The 21219-nt window shown below is 39.8% G+C and carries 19 protein-coding genes; 4 read left to right on the plus strand and 15 right to left on the minus strand.

Going from position 1 to position 21219, the window contains the following annotated elements:
• Positions 1-309: 309 nt before the first annotated feature.
• Positions 310-1293 carry a hypothetical protein gene (locus ABXS70_RS18170; protein WP_366289694.1) on the plus strand — a complete coding sequence of 328 codons (984 nt, stop codon included), beginning with the start codon at positions 310-312 and terminating at the stop codon, positions 1291-1293.
• Positions 1294-1543: 250 nt separating this feature from the next.
• On the opposite strand, the gene ABXS70_RS18175 is transcribed toward ABXS70_RS18170, so the two are convergent.
• From ABXS70_RS18175 to ABXS70_RS18190, 4 genes are all read right to left on the minus strand, one after another.
• Positions 1544-2011 (minus strand): GNAT family N-acetyltransferase, encoded by a 468-nt coding sequence (locus ABXS70_RS18175; RefSeq protein WP_342554907.1) that lies wholly within the window; start codon positions 2009-2011, stop codon positions 1544-1546.
• 78 nt (positions 2012-2089) lie between these two features.
• Positions 2090-2749, minus strand: a complete 660-nt coding sequence (locus ABXS70_RS18180) for a hypothetical protein (protein WP_366289697.1) — start codon at positions 2747-2749, stop codon at positions 2090-2092.
• Positions 2750-3041: 292 nt separating this feature from the next.
• Positions 3042-3914 (minus strand): carbohydrate ABC transporter permease, encoded by an 873-nt coding sequence (locus ABXS70_RS18185; protein ID WP_366289700.1) that lies wholly within the window; start codon positions 3912-3914, stop codon positions 3042-3044.
• Between the two features lie 19 nt (positions 3915-3933).
• Positions 3934-4791 (minus strand): ABC transporter permease subunit, encoded by an 858-nt coding sequence (locus ABXS70_RS18190; RefSeq protein WP_342556279.1) that lies wholly within the window; start codon positions 4789-4791, stop codon positions 3934-3936.
• A 455-nt stretch (positions 4792-5246) separates the two neighbouring features.
• Between ABXS70_RS18190 and ABXS70_RS18195 the strand changes: the two genes are divergently transcribed.
• From ABXS70_RS18195 to ABXS70_RS18205, 3 genes are all read left to right on the plus strand, one after another.
• A complete protein-coding gene (locus ABXS70_RS18195; protein ID WP_366289703.1) occupies positions 5247-7058 on the plus strand; it encodes a histidine kinase in 1812 nt (603 codons plus the stop codon).
• 597 nt (positions 7059-7655) lie between these two features.
• Positions 7656-9263 carry a response regulator gene (locus tag ABXS70_RS18200; protein WP_366289706.1) on the plus strand — a complete coding sequence of 536 codons (1608 nt, stop codon included), beginning with the start codon at positions 7656-7658 and terminating at the stop codon, positions 9261-9263.
• A gap of 123 nt (positions 9264-9386) precedes the next feature.
• The gene (locus tag ABXS70_RS18205) at positions 9387-11066 is read left to right on the plus strand and encodes an ABC transporter substrate-binding protein (RefSeq protein WP_366289709.1); all 1680 of its coding nucleotides are present in this window, start codon (positions 9387-9389) and stop codon (positions 11064-11066) included.
• 208 nt (positions 11067-11274) lie between these two features.
• On the opposite strand, the gene ABXS70_RS18210 is transcribed toward ABXS70_RS18205, so the two are convergent.
• The 11 genes from ABXS70_RS18210 to ABXS70_RS18260 form a co-directional block, all read right to left on the minus strand.
• The gene (locus ABXS70_RS18210; RefSeq protein WP_366289712.1) at positions 11275-11580 is read right to left on the minus strand and encodes a hypothetical protein; all 306 of its coding nucleotides are present in this window, start codon (positions 11578-11580) and stop codon (positions 11275-11277) included.
• 21 nt (positions 11581-11601) lie between these two features.
• Entirely contained in the window at positions 11602-11766 is a 165-nt protein-coding gene (locus ABXS70_RS18215) for an aspartyl-phosphate phosphatase Spo0E family protein (protein WP_366289715.1), read from the minus strand.
• A 445-nt stretch (positions 11767-12211) separates the two neighbouring features.
• Complete coding sequence (locus ABXS70_RS18220; RefSeq protein ID WP_366289718.1) at positions 12212-12826, minus strand: hypothetical protein; 615 nt, start codon at positions 12824-12826, stop codon at positions 12212-12214.
• A gap of 111 nt (positions 12827-12937) precedes the next feature.
• Positions 12938-13684: a hypothetical protein gene (locus ABXS70_RS18225; RefSeq protein WP_366289721.1), complete on the minus strand. Its 747-nt coding sequence runs from the start codon at positions 13682-13684 to the stop codon at positions 12938-12940.
• A gap of 233 nt (positions 13685-13917) precedes the next feature.
• Entirely contained in the window at positions 13918-15855 is a 1938-nt protein-coding gene (locus ABXS70_RS18230) for a hypothetical protein (RefSeq protein WP_366289724.1), read from the minus strand.
• A gap of 106 nt (positions 15856-15961) precedes the next feature.
• Positions 15962-16576 (minus strand): hypothetical protein, encoded by a 615-nt coding sequence (locus tag ABXS70_RS18235; protein ID WP_366289727.1) that lies wholly within the window; start codon positions 16574-16576, stop codon positions 15962-15964.
• Between the two features lie 155 nt (positions 16577-16731).
• Complete coding sequence (locus ABXS70_RS18240) at positions 16732-17868, minus strand: hypothetical protein (protein ID WP_366289730.1); 1137 nt, start codon at positions 17866-17868, stop codon at positions 16732-16734.
• A gap of 166 nt (positions 17869-18034) precedes the next feature.
• A complete protein-coding gene (locus ABXS70_RS18245; RefSeq protein ID WP_366289733.1) occupies positions 18035-18175 on the minus strand; it encodes a hypothetical protein in 141 nt (46 codons plus the stop codon).
• Positions 18176-18402: 227 nt separating this feature from the next.
• Positions 18403-18852, minus strand: a complete 450-nt coding sequence (locus ABXS70_RS18250; protein ID WP_366289736.1) for an NUDIX domain-containing protein — start codon at positions 18850-18852, stop codon at positions 18403-18405.
• Positions 18853-18969: 117 nt separating this feature from the next.
• A complete protein-coding gene (locus ABXS70_RS18255) occupies positions 18970-19614 on the minus strand; it encodes a hypothetical protein (protein WP_366289739.1) in 645 nt (214 codons plus the stop codon).
• A gap of 208 nt (positions 19615-19822) precedes the next feature.
• A complete protein-coding gene (locus tag ABXS70_RS18260) occupies positions 19823-20902 on the minus strand; it encodes a phospholipase D-like domain-containing protein (protein WP_366289742.1) in 1080 nt (359 codons plus the stop codon).
• Between the last annotated feature and the right edge of the window lie 317 nt (positions 20903-21219).

A 21219-nucleotide genomic window follows, 5' to 3' on the forward strand; every position in this document is an offset into this window, starting at 1 on the left:
AGTCGATATACGAAAATTATAGCAGGAATGGGGGAAAGGGGGCAATGCAGTTTATTGTCTTAGTTTCTTCCGCACTGGTGCATAAGACCATTTGTATACAGCCCCTGATACAAAAGCGACAAATACAACGACATGTTTAAATTTTAATTTCTAAATTCAAAAATTCAATTGTTGTCAGCACAATCTGAATTCATCCCAAATTAATTCCCTCAGCATCAATTAAAATTTATGTTGTCTGCACCATTTGGAAAAGTTAGTATTAAGAATACTGATATCTCTAACAAAATTACTTAATAAGGAGAATACTCTATGCATCCACATATAAAAGCTCTTATGGCAACCTTTAATAAATCAACATTAAAAGATTTTCAAGCATTTTTAAGGCCATTTAATGAAGCAGAAGTAACAAAATGGATAATATGTAGTGATTACTGTATAGAAGATAAAAGTAAATTTTATGACTCAATGACATTTACCTTAATCCCTTATGTTCTTTCCTTCGAAGAATTGCAAGAATTTATCAATGAAATCGCTCCTACAGATTTAAAGAAAACACAAAGCATCGATGAACGATTCACTACTTTTATAAAATCAGGGCTAACCTTCTCCTTCTCGTTTATATTTCAAAAAGGTAAGAGAAATTTTTTTTTAAAAGCAGATATGAATCAATACATAGAAGATATGAATCGTTTAAAAGATCAATACCAGAAATGGATTATAAATACACCTCAAAATAAAGTATATTATGAAAGTGTAATAAAAAAACTCAATAAATTAGAGCAAGAAATGAGAAGGGACAGTTTTAATAAGAAGTTATTTCATAACATAATAATAGTCCAAATGTTAGTTGCATTTATAATGGCTACGCTAAAAAAAGAAACAGATCATACTATAGAGATAATATCATGGTTATCTGATAGAGATAAAATTGTAGATTCATATGAGAGTTTAGCTTATGATATAGCCCACTCCTCATTTCATGAATTGTGTACACGGATGGGCCTTAATACTCAAAACACTACAGAAAGATTTCTTATTGCTTCGACTGACAAAAACACAAATCAGCTTTGGTTTGATGAAATGCTGCGCGTCCCAGATTTGATCACAGGTGCAACTGCTGGAAGAAATTATTTGCCTAAGAAAAAAGATAAATACGATCTTATATTCGAAAAAGTCTTTTCCGAAAACAAGTATTTGTCCATTATAGATTGCACTAGAAAAAATAATGTAGGTAGATTGAATGTATTGAAAAAGCAACAAAAAAGTAATACACAAGTTAAAGAACAGTCATAATATTCGATTTCTCTCTAAATTTATCTGAGTTATAATCCATGAACATTTTGTATACAAGTGAGCAATTTAATTGGTTATTGGAACTATAAATAATTCATATATATAGAGCTTGAAAATCTACTTTTAATCAAACTTTCTAAATCTAGGTGTTGCGTAACTACAGATGTCAAACACTCTCTTACCATCACGAATTTTAATAACTGGAACAACATATTGACTTTTTCAACTAGCTCAAAACCATTTAAACGTACTATAACACTAATATCGCCTGCACCTCACCACAAGCCAGTACGTCACCCGTAAGCTGAAAACCAAGCGAGTCATAGATTTTCTTGGCTGCCGCATTTTCCGGTTTATACGTCAGCTCTACCACTTTGGCTTTGCCGCGAGGGGCTGATTGTGCATACTCTATCGCTTTCTCTACCATTTCTCTGCCGTATCCCTGGCCCTGGTACCGATGATCGATCATCATTTTGAAAATACCATAGCTGCTGTAATCGAAATTCCCGTCCCCATCGTCATAATACATCGAAATAAATCCGATCATTCGTTCTTCCTTGTATACCGCAAATGTGATAATAATCTGCCCCTCATCCGAGGCTATGTACGCTTCTGCAAGTGCATGCTGGTTCGAAGAGATGAACTGCTGCTGTTCTGGAGAGACTTTAAGTTCGATACATTCAATAAAATTATCCCAAGTGATCTTTCTGAATTCCATTTGATTTCCCCCTGATTTAGTGTGAACTGCTCATGTTATCACTGCACCTTATCACTGGACTATGCCGAAATTGCCTATTTAGTACTTCTCTTGAAATCGCTCGCTCCACCAGTGCTGTTTCATTAAATAGTCGGTTCTGATCGGCATAATGACGTATTCGTCCGTAACCTCAATCGGCTTAGTTGGACCGTTATAGATTAAATCCACATTTAAATGAAACGGTTGAATTCGCCTACCCACTTCCATCTCAAACTCCTGTACATAGCGTATAATATCAGGTTTACCTTCCCAGTAATGCATGGCGGCTTGTCCTCCCGCTGGCATGTTCCACCACTGGATGAAGCACGGCCATTGTGCTGCCAAAGCTTCCCTTAATCCCTGATGTTCGATAGCTGCGAAATGCGGCGGTTCCAGAACAAAAGGAGATGCGGAGCTATGGTTAAGGTGTGCAAACAAGGTATGAGACACAGCTGGATCCGGTGTTTGGGATTTTGATGCAGCGTTTTGAAGGAACTTTGCTTCCGCTTTTCGTTGAATGCTGCCCTCCCAGAAATCATTCCACTGTGCCTCAAGCTCCTGATGAAGCTGCTCCGGTAATACGACCTGTCTATCAGGCCAAGCACCGTGCTTATCAAAGTATTCATCACAGATGCTGTACGCTCTCGCAACATAAACCAAAAAGTTTAATTTAACATCGCTTGATATACATACAGACCAGGAATCTGGATCTGAAATCATGCCGCGCTTCCCCCCTATCTTACTGCACTTGTAAAACTTGCTTAGAAAATATGATCATAGGTATGGTAACTATGGAATAACAAGAATCAGAATTCCATTTTATTTTTCCTATCGTACCATTTTATTCAAGTAAAGGTAACAGGACAGATTCAAGTATTTTTATGCAAAAAAAGAAGCGCCTCCCTGGCCTTCCCCAGTTTGGCAGCTTCCTCTATATCTACTTGGACACTCCGATGACACGTATTAATACGTCGTTCAACTTATACAGGTATACTCTATACAACCGAACGCCCTACTCCTTCACAGCCCCAACTACAATCCCGCTTACAAAGTACCGCTGCAGGAACGGATACACCAGCAGGATCGGCAGTGCGCTGATGAAAATTTGCGATGCCCGGATGGTTCGCTGGGACAGGTTCGCAATCGCTTGCGGATCCATCTTGGTCATGTCCCCTTGCACGATGATCGTCTGCATAAATGTCGCCAGAGGCAGCTTCTCCGAATCACGGATGTAGATGATCCCGTCGAAATATGCGTTCCAGTGTCCCACCATCATGAACAAGGACACCGTAGCAATAACGGGCACGGACACGGGCAGATAGATTTTGATAAACGACTGGAAATGACCTGCACCATCGATAAATGCCGCTTCCTCCAGATCCTTCGGCACCGTGCGGAAGAAATTCAGCAGCAGAATAATGTTGAACACCGCCACCAAACCCGGCAGGATCAGTGCCCACAGCGTGTTCATCAGCCCAAGCTTCAGTATGAGGATATATCCCGGAATCAGACCTCCACTGAACAGCATCGTGATGACAAAGTACCACAGGTAGATATTCCGTGCGCGGAACACACGCGTTTCTTTGGAGAGCGCATACGCCGCAAGTGTATTGACGATCAGTGCAAGTCCCGTACCGAGCACCGTCCGCTCCACCGATACCCAGAGCGAGGACAAGAAGTTGGCGTTATCAAATGTCTTCGCATACGCTTCGAACGTAAATCCAATCGGCCAGAATGTCACGAGCCCTGCATTCGCAGGGGCGGACGAACTAAGCGATACCATCAGCAGGTGATACAGCGGCAGCAGGCAGAGCACCGAAAGGATGGTTAGAAACACATTGTTGAAGATGCTGAAAATGCGATAAGGTAACGTTTTATGATACATGGTTCGTCATCATCCTTTCTTAGAAAATTCGGTATCCCGCAAAACGGTACGCCAGTCGGTACGAGATCACGATGAGGATCAGACTGATGACCGATTTGAACAGATTGACCGCCGTTGCAAAGCTGAACTGTCCGCTCAGCAGACCTTCGCGATACACAAACGTATCGATGATATCCGCCTGCTGATAGATTAATGGGCTGTACAGGTTGAAGATTTGGTCAAAGTTTGCGTTCAACACGTTGCCAAGCGCCAGCGTCGCAATAACGATTCCGATAGGAATGAGTGCCGGAATGGTGATATACATCGTCTGCTTCCAACGCCCAGCTCCATCCACTTCAGCTGCTTCATACAGAGACGGGTTGATGCCCGCCAGTGCCGCGAGGAAGATAATCGTGTTAAAACCAAACTCTTTCCAAACATCACTGACAATAACCGTGAAGCGGAACCAGCTGCCATCCCCGAGGAAGAAAATCGGTTTGATGCCAAACACCGACACCAGAAACTGATTCAATATGCCCGTCTGTGCCAAAATATCGATCAGAATACCGGACAGCGTAACCCAGGACAAAAAGTGTGGCAGATACACCAGTGTCTGGATCGTACGTTTCAGCGCCATCTTGCGTACCTCATTGAGCAGTAGCGCAAAGATAAACGGAATAATCAGGTTCATGACGATCTTCGAGCAGGCAAAGAATAATGTGTTCCACGTTATTTGCAGGAAATAATCATTTTTCCACATATACTCGAAATGCTTCAGCCCCACCCACTCCGAACCCGTGAACCCCCGCGCAGGTTTGTAATCCTGAAAGGCCATTAGAATACCCGACATCGGAATATATGAAAAAATAAAGACCATAATGGCCGCTGGCAGCACCATGAAATGCAGCACCCACGGCTGTTTGTAGCGTTTTTTTCTTTTCTGTTCCAGCTTGTTTCCCGCATTCGCCTGCGGGAGCCGTTGACCCTCCATTTTAGCCTCCATAATGACCTTCTCCTGTTCCCAAAAAAAGTTTTTTGTGTGTCTTGGGCTTCTCTGATATAAATAGTATCAAGCCATTCCGAGGTCTGACTATATAACATTGTTAGGGTCGATAGTGTTTTGTTAGTTTGATCTATATTGATAAGCATCCGTTCCTCACACGAGACACTCCGATGGCAGAATAAACCTCCAATCGCCGTTATCCCCGTATTTCTTTAATCTCCCTTTTTAAGGGAGAAATTCGGTGATAAATGCGAACACTTCGTTTTTCCGGTTTTTTTCTGCCCTCTCCGTTAACGTGTGAGAAAAAGGGCCATCAATATAGTTAGATGTGAATATAGAGGAGACTTTTTATGTATACATGGGGGCGCTTTAACGTTTTTCAAAAAGGAATCCGATCCCGCTTCAGCCTTTTCGCTAAAATCAATCTGTTAATCGTCATTCTGTTCATTCCGATTCTGATCATGTACACCTATTCGAACAACGTCACCTACGATGTCGTCAGCAAAGAACTGCAAATTTCCAATACCAAGCAGCTCACGTTCCTGTCCAGTCAGATCGATTCCCGCATCAACCAGATGATGGATTTCAGTCTTATTCTCTCGCGAGATCCGAATGTGCGGGCCTTCAACGGCCTGAACCTGTGGCAGGATAAGTACGACCAGATGCAGACGCGTTATATCATTCAGGAGAAAATGACGCTCCAGACCGGCGTAACCGATCTCTGGCCTACACGCTATGCGGTATACTCCCAGCAGAACAAAGAGGTTATTGCCAACTACAAACGGGATACCGGCTACGACGAGGCGTATTTGAAAAAAAACATGAGCGGACAATGGACCTACGGGGATCATTCCACCGATTCGAAAGACACACTGCAGTCCTTTTACTGGTTCTATACGGATTCCTTGTCACAATCAGGTGTGCTCACCGGGAGCAATCTGGTCATTGAAGCCAGCTTCAGCTACGAGAACATTCAGAATATGCTCGACACGTACAAAGCAGGCGGGCAGGGCGATCCGATCTTGTATCACAAAGGAAATGCTCCTATTCTGAACCGAACGGCAGACAAGCAGTTGTCCGGCGAACTGACCCGTTATCTCGACACTCATTCCCTTGAAGATACCACGCAGGATGTCGTAGAACTGGGCGGCAAAAACTATCTCGTCAGCACGGTCAAATCCACGTATTTGGACTGGCATCTGGTCGATGTCGTACCGCTGTATCAGATTCTGCAGCCGATCTCGCTGAGTCAGAACCTGTTCTATGTCTGTATGATTTTGCTGCTCGTTGTGGGCATATCCGCGTCCATCCTGCTCTACCGCAATGTGCAGTACCCGATCCAGAAGCTGATCAAAGGGCTGCGGCGCGTGCAGCAGGGCGATTACTCCGTGCGTCTGCACAGTAACAAACAGAACGAGTTTTCATTCCTGTTCCACCGCTTTAACGACATGTCCCACCAGATTCAGGATCTGATCGAAAATGTCTTCCAGGAAAAAATCCGGGCCAGAGAAGCGACGCTGAAGCAGCTTCAGGCACAGATTAATCCACACTTTTTATATAACTGTCTCGGCTATATTATCAACATGGCTCAGATGAAGGACGAACAGGCTGTCGTATCCATGGCGCATAACCTGAGTGCATACTATCGCTACACCACCCGCATGGAACGGGAAACCTCTTCGCTCCAGGAAGAGATCCAGCTGCTCGTTAACTATCTGGATATCCAGAAGCTGCGCAACGGACGCATCGAATATCACATCGATATTCCGGAGCATATGCTTGCCCAATCAGTGCCGCGCTTAATGCTGCAGCCAATGGTCGAGAACTCGGTCATTCACGGGATCGGGAAGTCGTATACATCAGGGGAGATTCGAATTACCGGGGAAAGTGCGAATGGCTTTGGCAAAATATATATCGATGACGACGGCCCGGGCCTCACGCCAGAGCAGTACGAAGCATTGAACCAGGAAATGCTGGAACCACTGCAAGAGGAGGTCGGCTGCGGTCTTTGGAACACGTATCAGCGCATGATCCACACCTTTGGCAGTCATTCCTACCTCCTGTTCGGTCCATCTCCACTCGGCGGCTTCCGAACCGAAATCGTCTGGGAGATCCCCAGCGAGGATGTGGACAAGGATCGGGGAGATTCGGGTAAGAGTTGATACGGATATTAGGATATTAAGATATCGAGGGTCGAAAGAAATTTTCCAATCCGAAGCAGCCTGTTCACATGATCTGTCGATTCATTTTGAACAAGACTTCGTAAATGTTAACGCAGAGGACAGAAAAAAACTGTAGAAACAGTTTTAGGAGATATAAGGTTCTCTCTTTTCTATCTATTCGGCCTTTATATAAGGCCTTATTTTAAAATAAACGTATACCTTATGTGAACTTTAGCGGAGGATTGAAGGAATTCTGGAGAAACGAAGTGTTCGCCTTTCAAGCACCATTTTGACATTCTAATAATCCAATTCGGAAAATGGGGCTTGAACAGCGATCGAAAGAAACCTTTAATTCCGAAGCGGCCTATTCACACATGATCTGTCGATTAATTTTTGAACAAGACCACGTACACGATAACGCAGAGGACAGAAAAAACCTGTAGAAACGAAGTGCTCGCCTTTATCACCGGATTTACACATTTATTAAAGTCATTCAATAAATCCGGGGATAACAGCGATCGGAAGGTTATTCTGGCATCGGAGTGGCAAGTGTACAGATGTCACTTGTTCAACCAACGTTAAGGAGACAAAACAACTATGCAAATGATTATCGTAGACGACGAAGCACACTGGGTCGATAACCTGTCCATGACCAAACCCTGGCATACGCTCGGGATCGAACAGGTACACCGGGCATACTCTGCTCGCGAAGCCCTGCAGCTGATCGAAACCCATCCGATCGATATCGTGATCTCGGACATTCAGATGCCGGAAATGACAGGTATAGAGCTGATCGAACGCATCCGCATTCGGGACAAAAAAATAAAATGCATCCTCTTATCTGGCTACTCCGAATTCGAGTATGCCAAGAAAGCCATCCAGTACGAAGCTGTGGACTACCTGCTCAAACCGCCAACAGATGACGAACTGATCGGCGCCGTGCAGAAAGCCATCGATCAGTTGAACAATGAATGGGCGCTTGTCAGCTCCCTATCACGAACGCAGTTTACTTTGCGCGAGAATTTGCCGCATTTGCGGGGGCGTCTTCTTTTGGAAGCATTACAGGGACATCGGTTCTCCGCCAGCGAATGGGAGCGGAAGCTTGCCAACTACGATCTACCCTTTCATACCGGGGATGCTGCCCTGATGCTGGTCCGTATGGAGGAGGAGTTCGGCCGTTACGACAGTCATGATCAGACCCTGATTGAGTATGCCATCATCAATATAGCGGAAGAAATTATGGGTGAGTTTATGCACGTGTGGGGCGTGAAGGAGGAGCACGGATACGTCGTGTTTTTGCTGCAGTTGAAGGAACAAAGCGGCGATATTGGAAAAGAAACCATTCTGGAGAAGCTGTCCATTCAGCTTCAATCCAAAGTAAAACAGTTTCTGAAAGGCTCCCTCTCCATTGTCATGACCGAGTGGTTCACCTTCCCGGAACAGATCTACGATCGCTTCCGTCAGGCTTCCGCCTATTTCCGCCAGATCGTAGGGGATGAGCGTGAATTCGTCATGCGGGTGACCGATGTCGAAGCACCTGCGGCACAAGGTCCGCTGGACGTGCTGTACACACCGCCTACCTTCATTCAGCTGCTGGAAAGCGGCCAATGGGATACCGCCGAAGACAAAATACATGCCGTCTGCGCCGAACTGGACGAAAAATGGTCCGAATCATGGGAACACTGTATGGAGGCCGGGTTTCTCATCACCGCTGCTTTCACGAATCTGGCTCATCGGAACAAGCTCACCCTGTCAGGTCTAATGGGCAGTGAGATCGAGCAGCTGCAAAGCGGCGAAGTTTTCTCTACCATCGGCAAGCTGCGCAAATGGTCGCTCGGTGTACTCGCCAAACTCAAAGAAGGGACGTCCAATGAGGTCAAAGATACCCGGTCAGAATACGTGAAAAAGATCCAGGAGTTTACAGATAAAAACCTGCATCTAGACGTGTCTTTACGTGTGCTTGCAGATCATGTGAATCTGCATCCAACGCATCTGTCCAAGATTTATAAGATTGAGACTGGCGAAGGCATCAGTGAATATATCGCGCGTTTGCGCATGGATCGGGCCTGCCACAAGCTGGTCACAACCACCAAGAAAGTATATGAGATCAGCTTGGAGATTGGCTATATGGACCCGGCGTATTTTATCAAAGTGTTCAAACGGCAATTCGGCATGACACCCCAAGAGTACCGCGATCAGCATTAAACCAAAGTTTTTACACTTTCACTAAGAGAGTCCTATCGAAACTAACAAACTCATATAGATGCCCTCCCGCTCCACTTGGTACAGTTACAGTGTAAAGATCATACATCGTAGGGGGATTGAACAATGATCAAATTCAAAGCATGGTGGTCCTTGCTCACGGTTATCGCACTCATCACTATCACTGCATGCGGCAGTGGCGGGTCAGCCAGTGAGAAAGGCACGAATGATACACAAGAGGCTGTCGGCTCTGCGGAAGCCGAAGCAGCGTTTGCCAAAGGAAAATACGACCCGCCCATCGAATTCAGCTCCGTGCTGATGCCGAAAAAATACGCTCATGGCGATACCAAAGAAAACAACGTACATGACCGTTGGATGCTCGAAACGCTGGGCATGAAGCACAAAGATACGTGGTATCCGGCCACTGACGATCAATACAGACAGAAGCTGGAGCTCGCAATTGCGTCCGGCGAGAAGCTGCCTGATTTCGTAACCGTGCCAACGAACGCGGTACTGACGAATCAGCTGATCGATTCCGGTCAATTCATCGCCATTGATGAGTTGTTCGAGAAGTATGCAAGCCCGATTCTGAAAGAGCACGCAGCAGCACATCCTGAGCTGTGGTATCCGTTCACCAAGGACGGCAAAAAGTACAACATGCCCATCATGGAGTACACGGATAACGACGATACCCTGCTCTGGCTCCGCGAAGACTGGATGGAGAAGCTGAACCTGCAAGCTCCGAAAACCATCGCAGACCTTGAGAACATCATGGACAAATTCAAAAACGAGAACCCGGACGGTCTATCTCCAGACAAAGTATTCCCGCTGGCCATCTCGCTCAAAAACAACACCAACACCTGGATGGGTGGACTCGACTGGTTGTTCGGTGCATACGGCACGATTGAAGAACAATGGAACAAAGACGCAAACGGCAATCTGGAGTACGGCTCCGTGAACCCGGGTGCGAAACAAGCTCTTGCCAAGCTGGCTGAATGGATGGAAAAAGGGTATATCCACGCCGACTCCGCGCTATGGGACGAAGGTAAATCCGCTGAAAGCTGGACGGCTGGCAAAGCCGGCATCCTGCCTGGCGCAAACTGGGTACCGGACTGGCCTGCTCCAGACCTGCTGAAGAACGTACCTGGCGCGAAATACAAAGCCTACCCTGTTCCGGCTGGTCCAGACGGCAAGATCGGTACGAAATGGCAGAACTCTGGCGTCAACGCAAGTATCATGATCAACAAAGACGCGAAGCACCCGGAAGCGATTTTCCTGTATTACAACTATCTGCTGGAAAACCTCGCGAACCCGAAAGCAGGCAGCCCGTATGAGTACGGCTTTGCGAAAGGGTACGACTGGGATGTCGTAGACGGTAAACCGACCAGTGACAAAGAGAAGATCAAAGACTTCTCCAACGAATTCCCGTTCCTGACCGGCCCGGCGCGTATTCCAGATCTGTACATGAAAACACTCGTGAAACTCGCGAACGGCGAGAAAGCTGAGACACCTTACGAGAAACAAATGGCCGAATTCCGTAAACCGGAAAACTGGTACGCGGGTAAAGTCGTGATGTCCCAGATCGACATCCGCAAACAAAACTATTTCACAGGCGCAGCCACACCAACCATGGTATCCAAGTGGAACCTGCTCCGTCAGTCCGAGCTCGAAACCTTCAACAAAATCATCTACGGCAAACTGCCAATCGATGCATTCGACCAATTCGTAACCAACTGGAAATCCAACGGCGGCGATCAGATCACCCAAGAGGTGAATGATTGGTTCAAGTCGGTGAGTGGGAAGTAAGAATTTGTTGTTGTGAAAAGTAAAGCATTAAAACCCGAGCCGAAGCGAGTTATTCACGCTTCGGCTCGGGTTTTTAAGTATAAAGCGGGGTCGCTCCCCCATGATTTATGGGTGCGCTTTAGTGGATCAAACCCGTGTATGCTTACTAAGCTAATCTATGTAAGCATACATAGCTTTTCACACTGCTAAGTTCGTAAATCAACTAGCGTTAGTCAGATTCATGTCCTTTCTCCACCAACATCGACTGATTTAACAAGGAAGTCGTTAGCTGAATGCCATCTCGCAGCCCCTGCATGTACAACCGTTCATTCTCTATGCCTTTGCTCACAATGTAACGATTCTCCCATTCAGCATATTCAGGTGTCTGCTCGACATTCTTGCCAGCAAACAAAGCTTCAAACGCTTCGTCGGTTTCCCCACGTACACGACTCAGTTCAGAATCATGCTCGATCTGCACAGTCACCTCATCCAGCCTTTCTTGAATCGCTCGCTGCATCCACGGTGGAAAATCCATAACTTCTCCTCCCCCTACGCATTATGTAATTCGCTCATTAACTCGTGCCACCAGTTCATCCACCCTTCGGCTCTGTTCCTGAACCGCAGGATTGTCACACAACGGAATCGCTTGCTTCAAGGATGCCTCACCAAGCTGATTAAGCTTGCGCCGTTCCTCTTCCAATAAGTCAAGCAACCGGCTCATACATGCACCTCTCTGATGGGTCTAAATTGCATCATGTCTTGTTAAGACTAGACATGAGCAATCATTTTAATACTTTGATTTATGATTCATAGAATACAGTTCTTGTTTCATACAAATTGTACGAGAAAATATTACCTTTTTAATGCGAATATCGAATTCAAATAAAATAAACTGATTGAATCACTTGGTAGTAAAAAACAGTGTTGGACACTGAGAAATTTTATAACAAATTATTTCCAATAAAATCTCTTTTACGAATTTGTCTTTTTATAAGTAAAGAACGGCTGCGTCGAAATTTGCAACCGTTCGTCTGAACTAATACCTTTTTAGAACTTTAAGTCAATATTAATATCATTTAATGTCGTAATTCTTCAAACAGAGGCAGCTTTGCAGCCCGATTGTCTCTACCCGTACAAGGATTACCGACCAAAGCGTAAACAATATGTCATCTCCCTCTTTTAAGTACTATCAAATTAATTCTCTTCCATAAGGGTTTAGGTTTCAATTTCCCCTTTAGTTCTTTTACCTTCTTTTCAATGTGATCATAAAATTCATCGTGCTTTGATTCACTTTGTTCCAACTTTTCAATTACTACTCTTGGAATACTTTCAGTTAGCGCCCTATTCCAAATTTCAATATACTCACTAAAAATGAACTGCCACTCTGTGGTCTCTTCATCTGCCAATGAATAATTAGTAATTAGTAGTTTAAGAATATTTTGATATTGAGGAATTAATTCTTCTTTTAATTGTTTATTATCATAATCAATAATTTTCAAATACGGTTCAATATCAGGTTTTTCAACAGTCCCCCCTGATTTTTGCCATTCTCTAACTTCTTCTTTCCATATTTCGTTTGCTATATTGCTTATTCTAGTTCTAATACTACTTTTGGTTTTTATATCTTTTATGATTCCGAGCATCGGTGAATACAGTTCATTAAGCTGTCTCTCTATAAAATTAAATCTTCTTTGAAATTTAAATATTCTTGCCCCAAACAAGAATCCTAAAGTTCCTGTTATAAATGGCGTAACTATAGATATTATATTAGAAATGTTCATTTATGACCTCCTCTCCGCTATAGTTTTGGATAATGATTCTGTATTCAACTCAGTCGAATGTGTCTACCGAAATAATTCACCAATGCTGATCCTCTATCATTCCCCTAAGAATCAGAACGCTTTCTCAATCCTGATTGTTTTAAGAGTAAATAATTGTGATTGTTCTATTCTATAACTAAAATATATTGAGCCAAGGGGATCTTTCTTATCATAATCACGGAGTTCTCCGATTAAAACTCCTTCACCATAGATCGAATTGATCAATACATATACTCCACAAACAGCCAATATAGCATTCTCCAATGTGGCACTCCGAATGCCATCTTGAGTATGTTTAATTTTATTGTATGCAGACCACCATTTTGGAATAAATGCATCTTGAATTTCCGACTGCCTGTCCCAACTCATTAATTCTATAAAAGGAAAAAGATCAAAGGATTTTCCATTATTCGATGCAACTATATACGGTGATGACAACTCTTCATCCCTATAATATAAATATGCGTCCAGTGACAAATAATCTTTTATATTCATTTTTTTCTTTCCTGAATTAAATAACTTACTGTAAAAGTCCTTAGATACCAACTCAAACAAGTTACATGACTCCCGTACTATAGAAGCAAATCTGACAGAGTTGGTTCTGTAATTGCTAGTATTGGGTTCAACATATTCAAATGTTTTAATTAATTCACGCTCAATTAATAAATATTGGCTTCTAATCCGCTTTACATAATCAGTATTTTTAACCTCAAAAATTTCTTTTTCCTTTCCAAGATCGCTTCCCCTATACTGAGAAGGTATAACACAGTGAATAGCTAAATCCTTTTTTACTTCCGGTAATTGAAAATCAGCACTCAAATAATCACCTTCTTTTTGTATATTAAAATCAGGAGCTAAAAATCGATTAAACTCAAAAAACTTTCATTGACTACTTTGGCCGTCTTTATTTTGTGTTTGAACCAAGGTGTTTCCGATATATTCTTGATTTTAAGGACAATAGGACGAATTGTGATTCTTCCCACAGATCAAGGCTCTGTAAGAAAATACTACTCGAATATTATGTTATGTCGTTTGAGCCATCTTCGAATTAATCAATCATTATTCGAATGCTTTTTTGTACAAAAATCATCATTAATTTTTATTATGGTTAAAACAAATATTCTCAGTAGAATCAAATAATTTTGTTTATGGACCCCCTCATTATTTTCTATGTTTGGCTGAATGTGACTATATTTGTTCCGTAAATCTAATCCATTATTAAATTGTGATTTATTAAGAGTATAATTTATATAATCTGTCTCCTTTCTAGAAAAGAGAGTGCTATCAAATTCAATTATTCGCTTCTCTTCCAACTCATCAAGTAGCTTGCGCTTATACTCTGAACATTTCCAATAGCAGACTACTTCATTCACATACAAGTCATATAAAAGTAAGGCTAGTTGATAATCTTTAAAAACTACATTTTCATCTGCATCAATAGATAAATAATTTTTCTCTATGAGCCATTCAATTTCTGTCAAGTTGTAACTAGGAATTTCATTTTTGTTCAATGTTTCATTTGTAAGCAACTCAAAAAAGTTGTTATAAGATTCAGTTAAATTTTCAAGATATCCTAATCCACTCTGATCTGAAAAAAATAAGTAAATTAAATAATTAAATTCATCTCCACAACCATAGACATATTTCTTTGGTATAGATGATGGGATGTTTTTGTAGACAAGATGTTCAGATCGGATTTCAAGTAGCTCAAAGTCTATATGCCCATCTTCAACATATAAAGTAAATTGCTTAAGAACTGATTCTAATGCAGGCGTAATATTAGTGCATTTCTCAAAAAAAAGGGAATTTTCTGAGGGCATTCTTACTTTAAAGTTGCCTGCATCGAATTCTGCCATCAAATAATCTTCAAAAAACCATTCAATGATTTCTTCTAATCGTATACCAATACTAAACAGCTGGTGATAGTAACCCGACATTTGGAGTAATGATAAAACGTTCTTACGCTCAAAAACAAAACCAACATTATATGCGTTTTGAGATGAAATAAAAATATGACGTTCAAATACCCCCATCTCGCTTGTCTTATTAACTATTGTACTTCTCATTTGCAAATCAACAAATTCAAAGAGATATATAAAATTATTAAGTAAGGTTGGGAAATCCTTGTTTTCTTCAATCCATTTCGTGCTGTAAGTTGCAACTATAGTTTGACCTTCATATATTAACTTCACTTCTTCATTCTGACTTTTCGAAAAACTCACACTTGTCTCAATTGGCATTCCAGAGTTTTCTACGAAATATTGCTTCTCAAGTTCTTCTGCTTTTCGCTTTGCTTTTAATAAAAGCTTGGGTGACACTTCAATTTTATCCTTACTGCTCTGTATATTAGAAATAAGCCGTACATAATTTAAATTCGGTTCTTCACTATCCAAATAGTTTGAAATAATGAATTCTTTATCTTGATTAGTTAATTGTTTCGGAAAATGTATGGCCTGGAGTTCTCTATGATGTTTTAATTCAAATTTGTCCAGAAGCAATTGAACTGACGAGATGGGATCAGATAACATTCTATCTTTAATAATTTCACCATATTGATTCGTGATGCTCCTTGATCTTAATAGCTCTGCCAGAGGCACACTTGTGGTACTTATCAATTTCTGAAAACAGTCGGATGTAATATTCTCATATGCCTTAAACTTATCTATAAGTTCCCAAAATTCATCTTTATAATTTCTTTCGACCCTACTATACATTTCTAATAAGTTATTATCATTAATTGCCTTAATAAACTTAGCAACTGTTCCAAATAGTTTATTAATTTTCTTTTCCAAACTGTCTATTGTATTAGCTGTCCAATCACTAAGATATACTTTATTATCGATATACTTTTTTGCACTATATAGTTCAATTACATCGTTAATATCATCTATTTCTTTGTATATGGAGTATTCTTCTATCAATATTCGGCATTTCAATAGATTTCTTCCATTGATAATATCATTTATTGAATAAAATTTTATTCTATCCATGCAAACTCCTTATTAATAATAGATTTTGTCCCAATATTACATAACGTTACTGTTTTCACTATCCAGCGTAACGCGTGAATATCTTGTTATCGGGAATTCGTGGCATCTATGAGTCACTATCTCTCATTTTTTGTTTTTCTATTTTTTCATCAATTATCACATCGAAATCTTTTTCAATCCAAATTTCTTTATCTTCGCTATACGTTACTACATATTCTTTTGTGACCAGTATATTTTCAAGTTTTTCTTCTTTTTGTTCGTTTAGAAATACTAAGATTCTATCTAGCGCCGACAAGAATGTTTGTTCTGAGGAAATATTGTCAAACCTAAAATTGAATTCTTTGGTTTCTAACTTAGCTTCAACCCCGATCGAGATTGTTCTCTCTTCTATGCCATTCGAGTTGATTTTATTATATTTCTTTCCATTAACTTTTTTATATATCTGAGTAATTGATCCTTTTACACAATCCCAGGCTACATTAGGGATTATGCCACTGATTAAATTGGTTAATGTAATACCGCTAAGAACAACAGAAAAAACATTCGTAAGTTCCTCGATAGAATTGTAGAAAAGACCGCTTCGGTCATTTAAAACTAATGTAATATCAACCTCGGCTAACCTTATTTTTATCTCTTCAAGTTCAATTTCGGTTAGTACACCCGATAAATAATGAAGTCCGATTATATTTACTTTTTCGCTTTTATTTTTTAAATTCATCATAGCATCTCCTTCATATTATTTGTATTTCATAAATTTCGATAACGTTCTGTATTCACGACCCAGCACATGCTGGGTGTCCGACAATTGCCGGACCCAGGACGTATGTACGCAGCATGAATAATATGTTATCTGATGGCTCTGGGTTCTTAAATTTCTCAACTGATATTTTTTCTATCATTCTTATTGAATTTCAAATAAAAATACTGTTCTTTATAATCATAAGAATCATCAAAAGTGGAACTCATTTTGAATATTACATCATAGTATTCCGTATGTTCTTGTCCATGGATATCTGTATATGAAATTTTCAATAACGAAATTTCTTGTTCGCTAACTAAAGCATTATTATTTGTATTTTTTTCTTTATTGTTTTCAAGAGACTTTCTATATAAATACTTAATAAATAATATAACTTCATTTGGAACAAAAGCTTTGACCTTATTATCAGTATTTGTATTTAGCATTATATCTGCTTCAGCTATAGCTAAACGATCTAGTGAAAAGTTACTTAACATTTGCATGTACTCGTTTTCACTAAAACCTAATTCATTACATAATTTTTTGTGATAATTCTTGCTGAAATCCCATGCAATTCGAATATCTATAGCATTTCCTGCACCAACATTATAAAGCCAAAAGAATACAAACGATTGGCGCTTTGCTTCGCTCATAGCTTCATAAACAATCTTACGGCGAAAATTTTCATGAATTTTTTCTGCGAGTTTTTCTCCAACACCATCATTGTATTTTTCTGGTAACCGATTTAAAATATCAGAGAATGCCTCTCCATAAGTTCTTGATTTACAAATACTTTTTATTTCTTCGAATAGATTATCAGCATCCACTTGTGCAAAAACCTCTCCCCATTCTCTATCTTGATATTCTTCTACTAAATCATTGAGTATAATCACATAATCATACTTATCCATTTCAGAGAAATAAACTTTTTCTTTCTCTGAAAATTCTTTAACAAGAACCGACCTTGATTTTTCAGTAACAAAAATTCCTTGATTATCGTATAAAAAAAAGTCCGTTCTAACAGGCCTTATTACAGGTTTGACGTTTAACAGTGTATTTTTTATCGTATATTCGATACCCCAAAGTGTGACTAAGCCAGCTATTCCAGCCCCAATAATACTTCCAAAGAAACCTAACCATGCATTTACATTTGCAAGACTTGGAACAGGGATGTATAGAAAAACATTCGCTAAAAACCCTATTACTATAGTAACTATAATAAGTATTCCATATCTCGCCCAAATATTTAAATTTGAGTTTTTTTGTTTTTTCATTATCCTCACATCCATAATCTTTTATTTTAAAGAAGTTTTTCACTTACGTTTTATAGCTTTCAGATAAAGTTCCTGTATTCACGACTCAGCGTATGCTAAGTGTCCGGCGAATGCCGAACTAAGAGCGTATGCCCGCAGCGTGAATATATTGTTAAGTGTAATCCAATTAGGCACGCTTAAAATAATCGCTAAATTTCTTGATTAATTTTTTCAAACCTCCTATTTCGTTGACTGGTTCCATTTGTTTGATTCGCAAGACAAATCGGTCAAATACAGGCTCCAATATCAATTCAATTAAACTATCCATCGATTTCATCCTTTGTTTACATGTTCATTCTTATATTTCAGCAATTGCACATAACGTGTTGTGTTCACGACGTTCATTCCCCTTAGATAGCTCTTATCTTAGGGAATGGATGTGTCCGGCTGCTTAGCTACATCGAATTTCTTCTGCCGAACCCGAGGGACGAATGTCCCGAAGCGTGAATATTGTGTTAGGCGATTCCCTTGCCATCCTGTATTACTACATGGGTTCTATTCTAATATTTCATACTTCGCTACTTGTTCTTCTCTAAATACAGTCTTTGTATTACTAACAGCGTCTTTAAGTCTCTCGACTGTAAAACTTGAAATTGGCCTTGGCAATTCATCCATTCCAAAAAAAACATAAGAATCAATCTCTTGATTATCTACTTCCAACTCACCTTCGTAAGCATGTGATCGGAATGTATAAATGTATCTATTCTTGTGGGGTTGAAAATATATTCCTGAGACCTCAATGTCTTTTGCTGTTATATTTATCCCTTCCTTAAGTTCTCTCTCTGCTGCATCCCATGCTGATTCACCATCTTCGACCATCCCGCCGGGTAAAGACCATTGCTTCTTTCCATACGTATGATGAACTAATAAAACTCTTTCTTGACCATCTATTATAATGATTCCTGAAGCATCTTGACCTTTCATCTTTTTTACAAGTATTTGCAAGGGTTTCGTCTAACGTTCCTGTATTCACGACCCGACGCATGTCGGGTGTCCGGCGACTGCCGGACCCAGGGCGTATGCCCGCAGCATGAATATTATGTCAGGCGATGCCTCATTGAATTACTTACAAAATGCTTTTAAATAGTGTTTACTTACTTCGCTAGAAAAATCAATAAGTATTTCAATCGATTCTCTAATACTCATTATCAGCTCTTCAATGGGTAGCTCTTTTTCTAACTTAAGTTCGTTGGGTGAAAACAAGGATCTTAATAAAATCGTATTCTTTATGTGCTCTGCAAAGAAAAACTTTTGATTATTCTCTTCGTAAGCTAAAACTTCATTACTTGATGCTTCTAATGCTTCTGACAACTCTTTTCTTTGAGGTTTAGTGTAATGATAAGTTATGTTTCTTGTATTTGATAATCTCTGCAATAACTCTGCTTTCTCTCCGCTTCTGAATAGCTGTTTAAGAATTTCGTATTTCTGAATCATATACTGGGGTAGGGAATTGATATAAATTCTTACCTCTTCTAATTTTTCAGACTCTTCTAGGTAGAAGATAGCCTCTCTTAGAGAGGCAGTAAGAATTTTAAGAACAGATGTTGTTTCAAAAATCCAGTCTGAAATGTCATCTGAGGTTTTAAATAATTTTCTCTTGAGAAATACAAAGTCGTTATGTACGATTGCCAATCCAACTATCCACTTAGCAACATCGCTATCATGTGGAAAAACTTCATTCATACGAATAAGAGCATAATCCATCATTGTATTCTCCTCTATTTACTATCTATTATGAGGTTTCGCCTAACGTTCCTGTATTCACGACTCGACGTATGTCGAGTATCCGGCGAATGCCGGATCAAGGGTGTATGCCCGTAGCGTGAATATTATGTTAAGTGAAGTTACTGTTTTCTTGCTAGTTTTACTTTTAAAAATGAGTGAGCCGTTAATTTTGACTCACTCATTTTTAAAATTACGTATTATCAATATTCATTTTTTGTTCTTCTTCCAGTTCTTTAAGCTTTGTAATAACTGATTCAAAACTATTCTGAATTTTTGAGATATATAAGAAAAAATTCTCTATATCTTCTTGCGCAGCTTCTGCTAACTCTTGTTTTCTCTCAGCAGTCTGATCTGAGGCTTGTTGCGCAGCTTCGTCCATATCCTCATTATGAACATTCCATTCAGCAATCAAATCTGAAGCATAGTTTCTCTCGCTGAAATTTGCTAATTCTGAGATATGGTCATTTTGTGAAAAAAGAATTTTAATTTGTTCGATAGATTCTGAATCTATTAAATCTGCAAATTCATCCGTTTCGTACAATTCATTAACTCTATATATTTCTTCTTCAACTTCTTCTAAAAGCTCTAAGACATTTTCTAACGACTCTTGATGAAGCTGTGGGTCCCAGTAATTATAGTTTTTCACTTCTTCAAATCTTCCAACATACGTATAGGATTCTTCTTCAATTCTTATAGAAGCAGATTCAAGCCGAGAAGCAAGCAATGAAAATACAAGTTTTTTTTCCTCGAAAGAATTCCCGTAATACCTGATACTTTCGTTCAAAATTATTGGAACAAGATTATCTATCACAACTTGAACGAGATTTTTATCTCTTATTATAAATCCAGTTTCTCTATTGTTACTGCTTTCTTCAGAGAAGTTAGCAGAACCGATATAAGCAATATTGTTTGTAAGGATAACTTTAGAATGATTTTGAAAATTAAAAAAAGCATCTATTGATTCTTCGTCGTTGCTATTAAGTTTCTTCGTATAATTATTTATACTTTCTCTAGCTTTCTTACGTACCTTATCTCCATAATAAGTCTCGAAACGATTTGGTATATTGGTTACAATTCTTACCTCTGCATGTTTCGCTGCTTCTTTCAGCGAATTTAATAAGGCTTTTCTATTCTGAGATATATTATAAGTCGTCACAAAAATATAATCTGCTGAATCAAAATCATTCAGTACCTCTTTATAATTAGATTCTCCTTTAGAAGTGACGATTTCTATTTGACCCGGTATTAGCGGAAACTTTTGATAACTCATTACTTTTCTCCCCTTTACTAGATTTTAAAAGCTATCTTTATATAAGATCCTACTCGTTCACATTTTGAAATGCATTCGATCACATAAAGAATTTATTGTCTTTGGTAATTTCACTTAACATCTAATCTATGTACTTCGTAAATACAACACATTCTACCTGATATCTGAATTACGTATATGATAACCTATGCAGTGTTTTTTGCGAAGAAAAATTTGGTGAAAAAGGGAGGAAGTTCGATACGCATGCCCTCATATCCATACGATCCAATGGACTTTGAACACGTCGAGTATTTGTAATTTCACAACAAAAAGGAAGG

Source organism: Paenibacillus sp. AN1007, assembly GCF_040702995.1.
Classification (GTDB): domain Bacteria; phylum Bacillota; class Bacilli; order Paenibacillales; family Paenibacillaceae; genus Paenibacillus.